General features: G+C 34.0%; 14 protein-coding genes. 11 read left to right on the top strand and 3 right to left on the bottom strand.

What is annotated here, in order from left to right; genetic code table 11:
• Positions 1-28: 28 nt before the first annotated feature.
• Positions 29-547, bottom strand: coding sequence for an antibiotic biosynthesis monooxygenase family protein (locus ADJ83_RS05285; RefSeq protein WP_048717151.1), 519 nt, complete (start codon positions 545-547; stop codon positions 29-31).
• Between the two features lie 517 nt (positions 548-1,064).
• On the opposite strand from ADJ83_RS05285, the gene hemE reads away from it, so the two are divergent.
• From hemE to ADJ83_RS05255, 6 genes are all read left to right on the top strand, one after another.
• Complete coding sequence (hemE, locus tag ADJ83_RS05280) at positions 1,065-2,123, top strand: uroporphyrinogen decarboxylase (RefSeq protein WP_031536652.1); 1,059 nt, start codon at positions 1,065-1,067, stop codon at positions 2,121-2,123.
• Positions 2,124-2,189: 66 nt separating this feature from the next.
• On the top strand, positions 2,190-3,134 hold the full coding sequence (gene hemH / locus ADJ83_RS05275) for a ferrochelatase (RefSeq protein WP_031536651.1): 945 nt from the start codon (positions 2,190-2,192) through the stop codon (positions 3,132-3,134).
• 343 nt (positions 3,135-3,477) lie between these two features.
• Positions 3,478-4,068, top strand: a complete 591-nt coding sequence (locus ADJ83_RS05270) for a TetR/AcrR family transcriptional regulator (RefSeq protein WP_031536650.1) — start codon at positions 3,478-3,480, stop codon at positions 4,066-4,068.
• Positions 4,069-4,141: 73 nt separating this feature from the next.
• Positions 4,142-6,361, top strand: a complete 2,220-nt coding sequence (locus tag ADJ83_RS05265; protein WP_031536649.1) for a YhgE/Pip domain-containing protein — start codon at positions 4,142-4,144, stop codon at positions 6,359-6,361.
• Between the two features lie 246 nt (positions 6,362-6,607).
• Entirely contained in the window at positions 6,608-7,597 is a 990-nt protein-coding gene (locus ADJ83_RS05260) for a lipoate--protein ligase (RefSeq protein ID WP_031536648.1), read from the top strand.
• A gap of 271 nt (positions 7,598-7,868) precedes the next feature.
• Positions 7,869-9,149, top strand: a complete 1,281-nt coding sequence (locus ADJ83_RS05255; RefSeq protein ID WP_031536647.1) for a M48 family metallopeptidase — start codon at positions 7,869-7,871, stop codon at positions 9,147-9,149.
• Between the two features lie 302 nt (positions 9,150-9,451).
• Here ADJ83_RS05255 and ADJ83_RS05250 read toward each other — a convergent pair whose 3' ends face one another.
• Complete coding sequence (locus ADJ83_RS05250) at positions 9,452-9,682, bottom strand: IDEAL domain-containing protein (RefSeq protein WP_031536646.1); 231 nt, start codon at positions 9,680-9,682, stop codon at positions 9,452-9,454.
• A 190-nt stretch (positions 9,683-9,872) separates the two neighbouring features.
• On the opposite strand from ADJ83_RS05250, the gene ADJ83_RS05245 reads away from it, so the two are divergent.
• Positions 9,873-10,460, top strand: a complete 588-nt coding sequence (locus ADJ83_RS05245) for a competence protein ComK (protein ID WP_048717148.1) — start codon at positions 9,873-9,875, stop codon at positions 10,458-10,460.
• A gap of 26 nt (positions 10,461-10,486) precedes the next feature.
• Here ADJ83_RS05245 and ADJ83_RS05240 read toward each other — a convergent pair whose 3' ends face one another.
• The gene (locus ADJ83_RS05240) at positions 10,487-10,852 is read right to left on the bottom strand and encodes a hypothetical protein (protein WP_031536644.1); all 366 of its coding nucleotides are present in this window, start codon (positions 10,850-10,852) and stop codon (positions 10,487-10,489) included.
• Between the two features lie 249 nt (positions 10,853-11,101).
• Here ADJ83_RS05240 and ADJ83_RS05235 point away from each other — a divergent pair, with 249 nt between their 5' ends.
• The 4 genes from ADJ83_RS05235 to lepB all read left to right on the top strand — a co-directional run bounded on the left by ADJ83_RS05235 (position 11,102) and on the right by lepB (position 15,855).
• Complete coding sequence (locus ADJ83_RS05235) at positions 11,102-13,093, top strand: S9 family peptidase (protein WP_031536643.1); 1,992 nt, start codon at positions 11,102-11,104, stop codon at positions 13,091-13,093.
• Positions 13,094-13,471: 378 nt separating this feature from the next.
• A complete protein-coding gene (locus ADJ83_RS05230; protein ID WP_031536642.1) occupies positions 13,472-14,413 on the top strand; it encodes an LCP family protein in 942 nt (313 codons plus the stop codon).
• A gap of 227 nt (positions 14,414-14,640) precedes the next feature.
• Entirely contained in the window at positions 14,641-15,261 is a 621-nt protein-coding gene (locus ADJ83_RS05225; RefSeq protein WP_031536641.1) for a TVP38/TMEM64 family protein, read from the top strand.
• Between the two features lie 39 nt (positions 15,262-15,300).
• Positions 15,301-15,855, top strand: coding sequence for a signal peptidase I (gene lepB, locus ADJ83_RS05220; protein WP_031536640.1), 555 nt, complete (start codon positions 15,301-15,303; stop codon positions 15,853-15,855).
• The last annotated feature ends 142 nt before the right edge of the window (positions 15,856-15,997 follow it).

Here is a 15,997-nt window from a genome sequence, read left to right as displayed (position 1 = left end):
TTCAGCAGGCTACAGGGATTATGTATGATTAATCTTCCTCTGGAATCGTTAATTGCATGAAATATGGTTTTCCATTAAAGATAGAATGCTGCGAATTATTCCAGCCTTTTTCACTATTATTTCCGATTGGCGCATTTGCATTTTCTGGATGCTGCATCCACTTAATATAGCTTGCTTTATTTTCCCATAGACAAAGGATAATAAAAGTATCTCCTTTTTTAGGACGGAGGAATCGAATGGCTTTCATTTCTCTATGTGGATTAGATGAAAAATATTTCATTATATTATGCTCATAAACAGGTTTATTATCTTCACTTACAGGTACATAATTCATTGTTATAAATCCGTTATTTTCTAATATTCCATAGGTAAATAAAATGTCATAGCTTCTTGGTTCCTTGAAAAAAGAAGGATTCTGACTTTCATGAAGCAGTATTGCCCTGTCACTATTTATATCTTGCATTAACAATAAAGTTTCTTTAGAAAATTCATTCTCGTATTTTTTCCATAAATAATCATATGTTCCGCTAGTAAGATAGATGTTCACTGATCTTCCTCCTATGTCACAAGATACTATTAGCATACAATAAAAATGGAAAAGTTACTATGGAAATAGAGAAGGGAGGCACATGAATAAACCTTTAACGGATTTTTAAATAATCGCAAATAGGAAGAAGCAGATGTTTTTCTAAGATGCTTTTAATTGTTGGGGTGCTGCATGGCTAATCGGATAAAAATGTCTAAATTGTGACAATCCGATGAGTTATCTATGCAAAGGTAGTGAAAAAGATATATTATTAAAATGTATGCATGATTGAGTGGGAGTAATTTTACATAAAATAAGGTGGAGTGTCTGGTGAGTGAGGACATTCCTTTTTATTGGGGATGATAAGTTTTTGAGAAAAGTAATTGGGAAAGTGCAAAAAAATTTCCCGCTTTCAAAACTTTTTACTTGCATAATATTTATAAATATTATAATTTAATAATGATTATAAATAAGTTGAGTATAACCACTAATATAGATACAATGGAAATCATACCTTTGAAAGGTGGACATTAAGAGGATGAGCAAACAAGTGAAAGATACATTTATTAAAGCGGCAAAAGGACAGCCGACTGATTATGTTCCGGTATGGTATATGCGACAGGCTGGTCGTTCCCAACCTGAATATCGAGCAATTAAAGAAAAATATTCTTTATTCGAAATAACACATCAGCCAGAATTATGTGCATATGTTACGAAATTACCAGTCGATCAGTATGATGTCGATGCAGCCGTGCTTTATAAAGATATTATGACACCACTTCCAGCAATCGGTGTTGATGTTGAAATAAAATCAGGAATTGGACCAGTGATAGAGAATCCCATTCAATCAATGGATGATGTTGCAAAACTTGGTATGTTACATCCTGAACAAGATATTAAGTATGTCCTTGATACGATTAAGCTCCTTACAACCGAGCAATTAGATGTTCCTTTAATTGGTTTTTCTGGTGCACCATTTACCCTTGCCAGTTATATGATTGAAGGGGGTCCATCGAAAAATTATCATAAAACAAAAGCATTTATGTATGCAAAACCGGAAGCCTGGACTACTCTTATGGATAAACTTGGCGATATGGTTATTACCTATGTAAAGGCACAGATTCAAGCTGGAGCTAGTGCTATTCAAATTTTTGATTCATGGGTTGGCGCATTGAACGTGGTAGACTATCGTATTTTTATTAAGCCTGTAATGGAAAGAATTTTTTCAGCGTTAAAGGATGAAAATGTACCACTAATTATGCATGGAGTTGGTGCAAGCCATTTAGCTTTAGAATGGAACGACCTTCCCCTCGATGTAGTTGGCCTAGATTGGAGATTACCTATATCTGAGGCAAGAAAAATGGGGATAAAAAAAGCAGTTCAAGGGAATTTGGATCCGGCAGTTCTGCTTGCACCATGGAGTGTCATTGAAGAGAGAACGAAAGCAATTATTCAGCAAGGTATTAAAACCCCTGGCTTTATCTTTAATTTAGGGCATGGCGTATTCCCGGATGTAGATCCAGCGGTGTTGAAAAGATTGACTGGATTTATTCATGACTATTCTGGTGATTTATTAAGCAAGCGTGAAGGTAAATAAAAATTATTTAAAAGGATATATAAAGAAATAAGATACAAAATAATAGGAAAGAAGAGAGGTAATGAAATGAGTCGTAAAAAAATGGGTCTTCTAGTGATGGCATATGGAACTCCATATAAAGAAGAGGATATTGAAAGATATTATACGGATATTAGACATGGCAGAAAGCCGACAGATGAAATGCTTCAAGACTTAACGAGTCGCTATGAAGCAATTGGCGGGATTTCTCCATTAGCAAAAATTACGATGGAACAAGCAAAAGGCTTGGAGGCCCGTCTTAATGAAATTCAAGAGGATATTGAATTTAAAATGTATTTGGGCTTAAAGCATATTGAACCATTTGTAGAAGATGCCGTAAAGATGATGCATGATGATGGGATAAAAGAAGCAGTAAGTATTGTATTAGCTCCACATTATTCTACATTTAGTATTAAATCATATAATAATCGTGCAAAAGCAGAAGCGGATAAGCTAGGCGATTTAACTATTCATAGTATTGAAAGTTGGTATAAAGAGCCTAAGTTTATCAACTATTGGGTAAATCAACTAAAAGAGACATATAGCAAAATGTCTCAAGAAGAAAGAGATAATGCAGCTTTAATCGTATCAGCACATAGTTTGCCAGAAAAAATTCTTCAATATGGAGACCCTTATCCAGAGCAATTAAAGGAAACAGCAAATTTAATTGCAAAAGGGGCAGGAATTTCTACTTATTATCTAGGTTGGCAAAGTGCTGGCAATACACCAGATCCTTGGCTAGGACCAGATGTTCAGGATTTAACAAGAGATCTATACGATAAATATGGATATAAAGCATTTGTTTATGTTCCAGTAGGATTTGTTGCAGAACATTTAGAGGTTTTATATGACAATGACTACGAATGCTTGGTAGTTACAAAAGAAGTTGGTGCAAGTTATTATCGACCAAAAATGCCGAACGCACAGCCAGAATTTATTGATGTATTAGCAACAGTCGTATTAAAAGAAATTGCCGTACCTACTAAAGGATAAGCTAAAAAATAATTTTTCTTGACATTATTATATTGTAAACGGAACCAAGTGATTATTACGAAAATCGCTTGGTTTCTTTTGTTGCAAGCAGCTTAACACTGTGATATATTCTTCTTTGTACTAACTGACCGAAACGTTATTTTAGTCAGTCTCGTAATAGAAGCGGTCTTTCATAAGGGAGTTTTTCCTTTATATTTTTAAGATTAGAGTACATTGGAGACATGTTTTTGAGTGAACCAGTTAATGGAGAATATTTACTCGCTTAATAATAGGAAGGAAAAGACTGGTGCTTTGTTTTCTGCTTACATATGGAAAATTGCGCTATAAGAAAGAGGTGGGATATATGACTGTTGATCGTAGGAATCTTATTTTAGAAGCAGCGGCAAAATCATTTTCCATGTTCGGCTATAAAGCAACAACTATGGATCATGTCGCTAAAATCGCAAACGTAGGAAAAGGAACCATTTATACTTTTTTTAAGAATAAGGAAGAGCTTTTTTACGAAATCATAAATGATTTGATAGCAGAAATGAAGGAAAGAGCAGATGAGTCATTTGATCCATCCTCTACGTTTATGGAAAATGTCCATCGTGCATTGATGAATATGCTTGAGTACCGCAAAGAACATCAGTTGACGGTTAAACTTTTTCAAGAGCAACGAGAAATCGGCACTTTAGAAGTAAAGGAAGTTATTAGTCATTTAGAAAATGCCATATTAAATTATATGAAGATACGTGTGCAAGAGGCAGTAGATAAAGGGGAAATTCAAATAAAGGATACAGAATTAACCTCGTTTATTATCTTTAAAGTATATTTAGCATTAATATTTGAGTGGGAGAAAAACCACCCGCCTCTAAGCTCAGAGGAAATAGCTTCTAGTTTAGAAATGCATTTATTTTATGGATTATCAGGTGATTCTCTAGTTTCTAAGTAAAGGGGATTTGTAATTAATAATTGAAAGTAATGGAAAAGAATAATAGAGTTATGGAAAAATGGAGGGGAATTACATGAAACAAAGTTTATTAAAGGCAGAGCTGTCCTCTATTTTTAAAAATAAAATGATGCTCATTTCTGTTATTGCTATTGTATTTATTCCAATATTATATGCAGGCATCTACTTATGGGCCTTTTGGGATCCTTATGGAAACTTAGACAAATTACCCGTTGCAGTCGTTAATGAAGATACCGGGACAGAAATGAACGGGAAATCATTAGAGATTGGTAACGATTTAGTTGAAAACTTAAAGGACAGCGAAGATTTCCACTTTATTTTTGTTGATAAAAAAACAGCATATGAAAATTTAGAAAAGCAAAAGTATTATATGTTGATAGAGATACCAAAAGATTTTTCGGAAAATGCGACGACCTTACTTGAAGATAATCCACAGAAATTAGATTTGAAATATATCTCTAATCCTGGCTATAACTTTATTTCTTCTCAAATAGGGAACTCTGCAATTGAAAAAATTAAGCAAGGTGTAAGTAAAGAAGTAACGGAAACTTATGCGGAATCTATTTTTGAAAACATTACAGAAATGTCAGATGGCTTAAAAACAGCAAGCTCTGGTGCAAAAGATTTAGAAGAAGGAACAGATAAAATTAAATCTGGGACAGAAGAGGTTTATTCTAACTTAAAAACACTTGCTGAAAAGTCAATTCAATTTTCTGATGGTGTAAATAGTGCGAATGATGGAGTGAAAGAGCTAGCAGATGGTGCGGGGGATTTGAATAAAGGGTTATCGGAGTTACAATCCGCACAAGGGGAATTAAGTACTGCCGCTGAGCAATTACAAGCAGGGGATCAATCCATTCTGGATGGCGTGTCTCAAACAAAAGATGGAATCAATACAGTTAAAGCGAGTATACCTTCGCTAATCGAAGGGACAAATCAGCTTCAAACTGGTTCAGATAATTTATCGCAAAGTTTAACAGAATGGAGTGATAAATCAGAACAATTAGCTGCTGGAGCAAATCAATTAAATGAAGGTGCTAAAACCTTACAGGAAACAATAAATTCGATTATGCCGATGCTACAAGGATTACCAGAAGAAAATCAACAGCAGTTAATGGCAGCCATTCAAGGGTTGGTGGACGGAAGCTCTTCTATTGCTACAAATACAGTGGCTTTGAGCCAAGCAGCAGACCAGCTGGCAGAAGGTGGAGTGAGCCTTTCAAGCGGTCTAACTGAATTAAATGAAGGTCAAAAACAGCTTCAAACAGGTGTTAATCAGTTAAGTGATGGTAGCTCGAAGTTAGAAAGTGGGGTAAAGCAACAGGTAGCTGGTCAAGAACAATTTGTGTCTGGAATGAATCAGTATGCCTCTGAATTCTCAAAAGCTGTCGATGGGTCTTTTAATTTAGCTGAAGGTGCGAATACATTGCTAACAGGAATGAATACACTTGCAACTGGTTCCACTGCTTTATCAGATGGAACCAACTTGCTGAAAAACGGTTCAAAGGAACTGGTTAATGGAACTTCTACCTTATTGGATGGTAGTAAAGAGCTATCTTCTAAATTATCCGATGGAGCGGAGGAAGCAAGTTCCATACATTCGGATGAAAAAACCTATGATATGATTGCAGAACCGATTTTAGTGGACCAAGAAAAGGTATCGGATGTTCCGAATTACGGAACGGGCTTAGCTCCATATTTTATCTCACTTGGATTGTTTGTTGGTGCTTTAATGTTATCTATCGTTTTCTCTTTTGCCGAACCAGAGAGACAGCCAAAAAGTGGTATGCGTTGGTTTTTAAGCAAAACGATCATTCTAGTTGGAGTGGGTGTCTTGCAGGCACTAGTTGCGTCCTTTGTATTGCTCGTTATTTTGGGTATGGAAGTTCAAAGCGTACCGTTGTTTATCCTATTTACTGTTCTAACTAGTTTAGTATTTTTCTCGATTATCCAATTTTTTGTTACGTTATTTGGAAATCCTGGACGGTTTATTATCGTAATAATCATGATTTTCCAATTAACTACAAGTGCGGGAACATTTCCGTTAGAGTTAATACCAAATGTATTACAACATATCCACAATCTATTGCCAATGTCTTATTCAGTAGCTGGCTTAAAAGCGGTAATCTCAACTGGTGATTTTGAGTATATGTGGCATAATGCAGAGATTTTGGGGATTTATCCAATATTGTTCTTTGCAGGTACAGCTATTTACTTTATCTTTAAATATAGACGTCATTATATAAACAATGACATGGAAGTTACTGCGGAATAATAAGAAAGCTGCTGCTTTGTATCTTCATAGAAACTCTATTGGATATTTATGATAGAAATTCTTGAAGCTGCCAAATAGCAGCTTTTTGATTGTGCAGCCAAATCTGTGTTATAAAAAACTTTGCCAATTCTATGAAAAAAGTACAAATGAAGTGATTATTTCAGGTTTTTTCGTTATAGTATAAAAGGGTAATTAAATTCGGGAAAATAGGATATAATTCTACAAAATTTTAAGGGGTGTCTTTTTATGTTATTTATAGATAATAAAGGGATTACAGATCCGCGTATTAATCTTGCAATAGAAGAATATGCTTTGAAAAATCTAGACATAAATGAAACTTTTCTTTTATTTTATATAAATGAACCTTCCATCATTATTGGGAAAAACCAAAATACGATAGAAGAAATTAATACCGATTATGTAGAATCAAAAGGCATACATGTTGTCAGAAGATTGTCTGGTGGCGGTGCTGTTTATCATGATTTAGGCAATTTAAATTATAGCTTTATTACAAAGGATGACGGGGATAGCTTTCATAATTTTAGAAAATTCACAGAGCCTGTTGTCCAAGCGCTTAAAAGCATGGGAGTAAATGCTGAATTAAGTGGTCGCAATGATCTTCTTGCAGAAGGTAGAAAAATTTCTGGTAATGCCCAATTCTCTACAAGAGGAAGAATGTTTACCCATGGTACCTTGTTATTTGATTCTGAAATGGATCATGTTGTGTCAGCATTAAAAGTGAAAAAAGACAAAATTGAGTCAAAAGGGATTAAATCTGTAAGAAGTAGAGTAGCGAACATTACTGAATTTCTACCAGAAAAAATATCGGTGGAAGAGTTTCGTCGTCTTTTATTAGTTTATCTTTTTGACGGGGAAGAGAATATCCAAGAGTATGTATTAACAGAAGAAGATTGGGAGAAAATTCATCAATTATCAAAAGAAAGATACCAAAATTGGGATTGGAATTATGGAAAATCACCTAAATTCAATCTGCAGCATTCTCATCGTTTCCCAGTTGGGCAAATTGATGTAAGATTCGATGTGGTTAAAGGAATTGTGAAAAACTGTAAAATTTATGGTGACTTCTTTGGTGTTGGCGATGTAGAGGATATCGAGAAACGCCTTATTGGTATCCGCTATGACCGCGCAGAGTTAGAAAAGGCATTAGAAGACATTTCTATTAAGCATTATTTTGGGAATGTAACAAAAGAAGATTTTCTGCAATTGATTTATTAATAACTTCAGAGCATATTTTAGCATCTAAAATGATAGTGGTTATCCTATTGTTTAGGATGCTTTTTTACGTTCTTTCAGTGAATAATATTTCTTTAGTGGAATGGCGCGGACAATTTTTTATGTTTAACTGATAAAACAGTGTTAAACAGATGTCGATTCCAATGACTAATAAGATAAACAAAATAAATAGCAAAAAATACTCCTTTTAGTTCTAAAAATTCTTTTTTGGACTACTTATTAATAATAGGTTGTACTAGGCAGGAGGGAGATTATGACTAGAAAAATTGGTTTTTATGCAGTGGTTGCCTATGTGTTATACGGCTTGTTTTTTTATTGGTATTTATTTCAATACACTAGTCCAACTTTGCCATTTGAATTTCAGGGGTCTAGAGCTGATCCAAGTACTTTTCTAAATAGCAGAGAATTAGTATTAAGTGAGGAATATTCACGGGTAAGAAATTTCTTGTTTTTTATATCAACACCATTTGAATGGCTTCTATACTTATTCATTTTATTATTTGGTTTTTCGAAAGCATTTAAAAAATGGGGAGAGTCTTCTGCTAAATATAAGCCGCTACAAACAGCTATTTATTTATTTTGGCTGAATATAACAGCATTTGTTTTGACCTTTCCTCTTGGGTATATCAGTTATTCCTTATCAAAGACTTATCATATCTCTACACAAAGCTTTCCATCCTGGATGAAGGACGAAATGATTGATTTTTGGGTGAATTATGTTATTTTGTATCTCCTTGTCATCGTTTTATATTGGCTTATGAAAAAAAGTCAAAAGAGATGGTGGCTTTATGCATGGTTTTTATCTATTCCGTTTACATTATTTCTCACGTTTATCCAACCGGTTGTTATTGATCCGCTCTATAATGATTTCACCCCTTTAAAGGATAAGGCATTAGAGGCTGAAATATTGAAGTTAGCGAGTGCTTCGAATATACCAGCTAACCATGTTTTCGAAGTGAATATGTCTGATAAAACTAGTGCATTAAATGCATATGTTACTGGAATAGGAAGCAATGCAAGAATTGTCCTATGGGATACGAGTTTAAAGGAATTAGAGAATGACGAAATTTTATTTGTTATGGCACATGAAATGGCTCATTATGTAGAAAAACATATTTATATTGGGATAGGCATTTCTTTATTCTTTTCCTTGTTTGGTTTATATTTTGTTTATAAATTAATGCACTGGATTGTGAATAGATGGGGAGATGCACTTAAAATATCGAGAGTAGAGGATATCCATTCTTTTCCTCTAGTACTTTTATTAATTTCCATGTTGCTGTTTGCTGTAAATCCAGTAACTAATTTAATTTCAAGATATGAAGAAAAAAGGGCTGATGACTATGCAGTCCAATTTACAGAAGATCCAGAAGCAGGTATTGTTACTTTTCAAAAGTTAGCAAAAACGGGATTGAGTGAAGTAAACCCACCTTTATTAGTAAAAATATTCCGTTATAGTCATCCGACAATGCTAGAAAGAATCAGTAAGCTAGAAGAGGAAAGTATCCGTTTGCAAAATCAACAGCAAGAATGATCGTTTCCATGTGGGATACTACTAATCTTTAAAGACGAATAATCTCTAATTTAGCTCTTGAATAAAGCTACCTTTATTTCAAATAACGATAAACACGAAGTATTATGTAATCATTTTGCATAAATGCTCGTGTTTATTATTTTAAACATAGATGTAAAAACGACTTAGTTTTTATACTTGACTAAATTTAAAAACATAGATAACTATCATGAGCAAAAGATAAAGGATGTCTCAAAGGGCTTAATTCAGCTAGCTGGATTAGCTCTTTGGGGCATCCTTAAATTATTTAGAACTCTTTATTATCAAGTACCGAAGCGCTTACATAATAAGTTGAATTTAATACTTAGTTCGTTAAATTTTTCTTTATTTCGTTCATCAATGGCTTTATCAATCAAGGACATCAAACTTGCTTTTTCATTATTTAATTGAATTTCAGAAAGCAGCATTTCAATGTAGAGGTCTTTTACATAAGTTTCTGTGTTCTTTTTCTTGCCACTTAACTTTGTAAACTCAGTGTAGGACTTATCATTCATTGTCTTTCCCTCCTGATGCCTTTTTAATATTATATGGGAAAATTTGATAATTATCAATCTATTTTTTAATAATTTAGAAATTTGATTATAAAGTATGTCTATGTTCTGAAAATTTAGGAAGTATTTAGGTTAATTAGGTAAAAAGTGCTATTATTAGGTTAGTTTACTAAATAAAAGGAGTGATTTATTGATGGAAGAAAAATATGTAATAGTTGATAATTATGCTATTAATTATCATACGCGAGCAGTGCTCCCTTATAAGTTGGCTAATGGTGTTATCTATTCAAAGATATACGAACAAAATAACGTTTTTTTATGCAAACATAGCCCGCTAATGATTGTTAAAAATACCTGTAGTTATCTGGGGAGCTCCTATGAAGGAAGGAGAGAGGGAACTCGTCGGTTAATGACCTATTACCATAAGGTTCCAATCGTAATTGATCCATATAATTCTGTTTATTTTTTTCCTACTCATTCTCCTAGAAATCAAAACTGTGCATGGATTTCACTTCATCATATTCTTGACATTAAAAAAATAGAAGCGTCCAAAGTAAGAATCACCTTCCAAAACTCACAAAAGATTGAAATAGGGATTTCCATCTATTCTCTGAGAAATCAAATAATGAGGACGAATTCATATAAAACTTTGCAACATTATAATTATGAAGCTAGTATGAATCCCAAACTCACGTATAAAAGTGGAATGGATAAACAGATAGAGCTGGCAGAAAACCAAATGAAATATAAAAAGAAGTGGAGTAAATCGGATAGCAATTGAAAAGGAGCTTTTTTTATTTACTTTTGTTAACTAATAGTAAACCTTTTGTATAAATAATACTCTAATAGTTCTTGAACTTTATTCCGAAGACGTGGGTTAAAGTAATTATGATATTCCTCATAACCGTTGTAAATAAACAAAAACATGGTAAATGCTTCATCACGATTTACTTCTTGAATCTTCAAAGCATGCTTATACATATAATTCTTCGTTTTTTTTAACTCCGTTTGTACTGCATTCATTGTATTTTCTATAAGGTCTATATAAGGTTGTTTTAGCTTAAAATTACTTTTTTTGATGACCTGCAGATCCCGATTAAGTATAGTTAAAAGCATAGGAAGATAAATAGCTTTTTCCATAATGTCCCTTTCTATTTCAGGAATTCGTGTCATAATCATTGACCCCTTCTTATATGTTATAGAACATTTGTTCTTATTCGATAATACCTTGTTTGGCTGTAATTTTCAAGTTGATAATGATATTTTTCACAGTCTCTAAAAAGCATGTTACATGTAAATTTAGGAAGGTGGATATTAATGCTGTAATTCCTGAAAAAATTTTTTAGAAGAAAAGAGAGAGAGAAGGAGGGGAAATTATTTCAGTTGTCGAAATATATAGTTACTTTAAATAAGGGAAGGAAGATGAAATTGAAAGAAAGCAATAGAATAAATGCAGAAGCTTTGTATGAATTAAAATCTGTCGTTGATCCTCAGGTTAATGAAAAAGGACAGGAATGTTTATATGTACTCACTTCCATTTGTAAAGAGACCGATAAGTATTATTCCAATATTTTTTATAAGCGTCTAGATACATTAGATACAACTCAATGGACATTTGGGAAAGATCGAAACTATTCACCAAGATGGTCACCGAATGGAGAACAAGTTGTCTTTATTTCGAATCGATCTGGGAAAAATCAATTGTTTTTATTAAATAAGCAAGGTGGAGAAGCAAAGCAACTAACCTTTTTAGCCAATGGAGTAAGTAATCCAGTTTGGTCCCCGGATAGCAAGGAAATAGCTTTTCAATGTAATTTAAAAATGGGAGAAACAGTTGAAGACAAAGAAAATATAACGGAGAAGAAAGAGGAAAAGGTTACTTCACTAGAAGTAACTAATATGAAGTACAAATCGGACGGCAAGGGCTTTTGGGATGGAAGCTATGATCATATTGCTATCATAAATATAGAAAGTGGCGATCTAGAGCAGATTACATCAGGAGAAAATAATTATTATGTGCAAAGCTGGTCCCCTGATGGACAGTACATAGCAATTAGTGCAGATGAAAGCGATGAAAAGGATTTTAGCTTTATTGCAGATATTTATCTATATAATAGAAAAGAACGGAACTGGAAGAAGGTTACAGAAAGTAATGGCTCTTATGGAAAAGCAACTTGGACACCTGATAGCAAAAGACTAGGATTGATAGGAAGTGGCAGAGAATACGAGAATGCGACTCTGTCAAAAATATGGGTATATGATTTAGAATCTGATTATCTACAATGCTTAACACCGGAATGGGATGTAAATGTTGGCGATTATGCAATCGGAGATTTTCAACAGGGATCTGTAACACCTGGCATACTATGGGGAGAGGATAATGAAAGCTTTACTTTTTTAGGAACTGACCATGGAAATACCATTGTCTATTTTGGAAATATTTCAGGTGCAATCTATCCGTCTCTTATCGATAATCATCATGTGTATGGGTTATCAACTGGCGGAAGTTTAAAAAGAGCGATTGTAGCTATTAGTACACCTACACATCCAGGAGATTTATACACCCTAAATTTAGAGACAGGCGAGGTTCAGCAAATTACAGATGTAAATAAAGAGTTTGCGGAAACACATACATTTTCTGAAGCTGAGCCATTACAATTTCATTCTCGAGATGGCTGGGAGCTGCATGGGTGGTTAATGAAGCCACAAGACTTTAAAGCGGGCGAAAAATATCCAATGGTAGTAGAAATTCATGGGGGACCACATGCAATGTATGCTAATTCCTATTTCCATGAATTCCAAACACTAACTTCTAATGGGTTTGCGGTATTGTTTATTAATCCGAGAGGAAGTCATGGCTATGGGCAGCAATTTGTAGATGCTGTACGTGGAGATTATGGCGGGAAGGATTATGAAGACATTATGGATGCGGTGGATTATTGTCTAGAGACATTTGATTTTATCGATGCTTCTCGTTTAGGGGTTACAGGAGGGAGCTATGGTGGCTTCATGACAAACTGGATTATAGGTCATACGGATCGTTTCAAGGCAGCAGTCACACAGCGCTCTATTTCCAATTGGATAAGTTTTTATGGAGTTAGTGATATAGGATACTACTTTACTGATTGGCAAATAAAAGCAGACTTAAATGATATTGAAACACTGTGGAAGCATTCTCCATTAGCTTATGTAAATAATATGCAAACACCATTGCTTATATTGCATGGAGAAAAAGATTTTCGTTGTCCAATTGAACAGGCAGAGCAATTATTTATTGCCTTAAAGGTGCAAAAAAAAGAAACGAAATTTGTCCGTTTCCCAGAATCAAATCATGAACTTTCAAGAAGTGGAAAACCTACACTTAGAATAGAAAGACTAAACTATATTAACAATTGGTTTTTGAAATATGTATAACGATTAAATAAAAGGGTGCCATCTGGCGCCTTTTTTTATGCGCAAAATTATTATTTTTGCCTATATAATCTGAAGCAAAATGGGTCTTCCATTTTTAAGATTAACTTATAAAATACCGAAGTATAAGTAAGTGTATATAAATAGAAAAAGTATAATTCTATCCTGTAATGTAATTTTAAGCAAGAAAAAAATGTAGAAAAGAACTTTTTTTGTTATGATAGTAAAAAGAAAGCTATCCATTAAGAAATGAAAGAGTTCAATAGCAAACAGGATTTACAAGGAGAAGAAGGTCTATATTTTTGTACAAAGGTTACACTTGATAGTAATAAAGAGTCATAAAAAAATAAAAAGAACTTTAATATGGAAAGGATTAATGAAATGGGGAGAGCGGAATATAGAAAAGGAAAGAAAAGAAGGAAATTACGTAAAGGGAGGGTTTTCTTTCTATTCCTAATTCTATTTATATTTTTGGTAGGTATATACAGTATTATTCAATTTAAGCAAGGAGAAAAACAGTCGTTAGGGAAGATTGGAGTAGACGAGGTTAAATACGAATTTAATGGGGAAAAGGATAGTAATGGTGGAACGAATATCCTTTTGCTTGGAAGTGACCAGCGTAAAGGGGAAAATCAATCCAGAACAGATACCATAATGGTAGCCCAATATCATCCTGATAATGGTACATATAAACTAATATCACTCATGAGAGATATGTATGTGGATATACCTGGATATAGTCAAGGGAGGATTAATACTGCCTATACTCTCGGAGGTCCTGAGCTTTTAAGGCAAACAATCAAACAAAATTTTGATATAGAATTGCAATATTATGCGATTATTAATTTTGAAGGATTTGAAGCTGTAGTTGATGAAGTATTTCCAGATGGTGTGGAAATCAATGTAGAGAAACAAATGTCTGAAAATATAGGCGTAACGTTGGAGCCAGGATTGCAACATTTAAATGGCAAGCAGTTACTAGGCTATGTGCGTTTCCGACATGATGCAGAATCTGATTTCGGAAGGGTGGCAAGACAACAAAAAACATTGCAAGCACTTGCTGATCAAGTTTCTGCTGTACAGACATTTGCTAAGCTGCCAAAACTAGCAGGGGTAATAATGCCTTACATTAATACGAGTATGGAAACAGGGGATATGCTGTTTATTGGGAAGGAATTATTGACTTCAAAAAATCATGAGGTAGAGTCGCTAAGAGTTCCAGTAGATGGAAGTTTCCAAGATATGCGAGTAAATGGAGCTGCTGTCTTATCTGTCGATTTAGAAGCGAATAAAACAGCAATAAAAGAATTTTTGGCACAATAAATTGAATTATCTTTAACATATTCTTTATATTTTAGAAAGAATAAAGAATTAAACTAGAATAGTTAAGTAGATTGTTTGCTAATAAATGCTATAGCAACAAAAGGTTCTAATAGAAGGGAAATGGTATGAAGTCCACTTGTGTTTTAAGTGGATTCATCAAAAACGCCAGAGTTAAAAGAATACAAATACAAAAAGATGCGTAAGTTGTTATACAAGGGGTTTTGCTCATGGATATGAACTTAATTAAAGAATGGTTTACGCTTGAAAATATAATGGACTTAATTGACAGTTATCGCTCGTTCGGACCGTTGCCAGGGGTCTTATTGCCAATGATTGAGGCGTTTATCCCTTTTTTGCCGCTTTTTGTTTTTATTATGGCTAATGTAAATGCTTTTGGATTTTGGCTAGGATTTTTATATTCATGGGCTGGAACAATCTTAGGTGCATTGCTAGTATTCTCGATAATCCGAAAGTATGGGAAAAAAAGACTGCTGAGCTTTTTAAGAAAACATAAAAAGGTGCAGAAACCAATAATCTGGATTGAGCGACATGGATTTGGTCCGTTGTTCTTAATGCTATGTTTTCCGTTTACACCTTCTGCACTTGTAAATATAGTGGCTGGTTTATCGAGAATTAGTACGAGCCAATATGTGCTTGCCGTTATAGCAGGTAAACTAGTCATGATTAGTACGATTAGCTTTATTGGCTATGACTTGAAATCAATGATTGCGCAGCCATTACGTACAATACCTGTTGGGATAGCTATCTTTATTCTTTGGGCTATTGGGAAACGAATCGAGATAAAAATGAATAATCCGGGAATGGAAGAGAAAGAGAGAAGCCATTAGAAAAGATGGTCTGCAAAATTTATTTGGAGGAGATAGAGGTTGAAAGAAGCTATAAAGAAAGAAAGCATAGAATGGTTAAAGGCATTTGCAATCGGGATTATCATCTTTGTTATAATTCGTGCTTTTTTCTTCTCCAATTATGTAGTGGAAGGTGAATCGATGATGCCTACATTACAGGACGGAAACAAATTAGTTGTTAATAAAGTTGGTTATAAAATGACTGATTTTGATCACTTTGATATTATTGTTTTTCATGCAAATGAAAATGATGATTATGTGAAACGAGTAATTGGCATCCCTGGAGATAGAGTAGAATATAGAGATGACCATCTATTTATAAATGGGAAAAAGTATGAGGAGCCATTTCTAAATGATTATCGTAAACAAGTTTCATCCGGAAGGCTAACGGGGAATTTTACGTTAAAAGAACTAACCGGGGAGGCTACTGTTCCAAAAGGGAAATTATTTGTATTAGGGGATAATCGATTAGGAAGTTGGGATAGTCGCCATTTCGGATTCATTTCCATTGATCAAGTAGTTGGAAAAGTTAGCTTGCGTTATTGGCCATTTAATGAAATTCAATTTACCTTTTAGAAGGATGGATAAAGGAGAACTCAAGTTTGAGTTCTTTTTTCTTTATGTTGTTTTGATTGGTATAAAGTCAGGAGATATCAGCACACGAGGAGTAATAAAGCTTTTCCCTATTTCTCATTTCTTCACGACTATTCGAGTAGTA

The sequence above is a fragment of the Bacillus sp. 522_BSPC genome (assembly GCF_001076885.1).
Taxonomy (GTDB): domain Bacteria; phylum Bacillota; class Bacilli; order Bacillales; family Cytobacillaceae; genus Niallia; species Niallia hominis.
The sequence above is the reverse complement of the archived record's forward strand: the minus strand, read 5'-3'. Positions and strand labels throughout refer to the sequence as shown.

What these genes read in the sequence shown, in the direction of transcription:
- hemE (WP_031536652.1), top strand. Translation starts at nt 1,065, where the DNA reads ATGAGCAAACAAGTGAAAGATACATTTATTAAAGCGGCAAAAGGACAG.
- hemH (WP_031536651.1), top strand. Translation starts at nt 2,190, where the DNA reads ATGAGTCGTAAAAAAATGGGTCTTCTAGTGATGGCATATGGAACTCCA.
- ADJ83_RS05270 (WP_031536650.1), top strand. Translation starts at nt 3,478, where the DNA reads ATGACTGTTGATCGTAGGAATCTTATTTTAGAAGCAGCGGCAAAATCA.
- ADJ83_RS05265 (WP_031536649.1), top strand. Translation starts at nt 4,142, where the DNA reads ATGAAACAAAGTTTATTAAAGGCAGAGCTGTCCTCTATTTTTAAAAAT.
- ADJ83_RS05260 (WP_031536648.1), top strand. Translation starts at nt 6,608, where the DNA reads ATGTTATTTATAGATAATAAAGGGATTACAGATCCGCGTATTAATCTT.
- ADJ83_RS05255 (WP_031536647.1), top strand. Translation starts at nt 7,869, where the DNA reads ATGACTAGAAAAATTGGTTTTTATGCAGTGGTTGCCTATGTGTTATAC.
- ADJ83_RS05250 (WP_031536646.1), bottom strand. Translation starts at nt 9,682, where the DNA reads ATGAATGATAAGTCCTACACTGAGTTTACAAAGTTAAGTGGCAAGAAA.
- ADJ83_RS05245 (WP_048717148.1), top strand. Translation starts at nt 9,873, where the DNA reads ATGGAAGAAAAATATGTAATAGTTGATAATTATGCTATTAATTATCAT.
- ADJ83_RS05240 (WP_031536644.1), bottom strand. Translation starts at nt 10,852, where the DNA reads ATGACACGAATTCCTGAAATAGAAAGGGACATTATGGAAAAAGCTATT.
- ADJ83_RS05235 (WP_031536643.1), top strand. Translation starts at nt 11,102, where the DNA reads ATGAAATTGAAAGAAAGCAATAGAATAAATGCAGAAGCTTTGTATGAA.
- ADJ83_RS05230 (WP_031536642.1), top strand. Translation starts at nt 13,472, where the DNA reads ATGGGGAGAGCGGAATATAGAAAAGGAAAGAAAAGAAGGAAATTACGT.
- ADJ83_RS05225 (WP_031536641.1), top strand. Translation starts at nt 14,641, where the DNA reads ATGGATATGAACTTAATTAAAGAATGGTTTACGCTTGAAAATATAATG.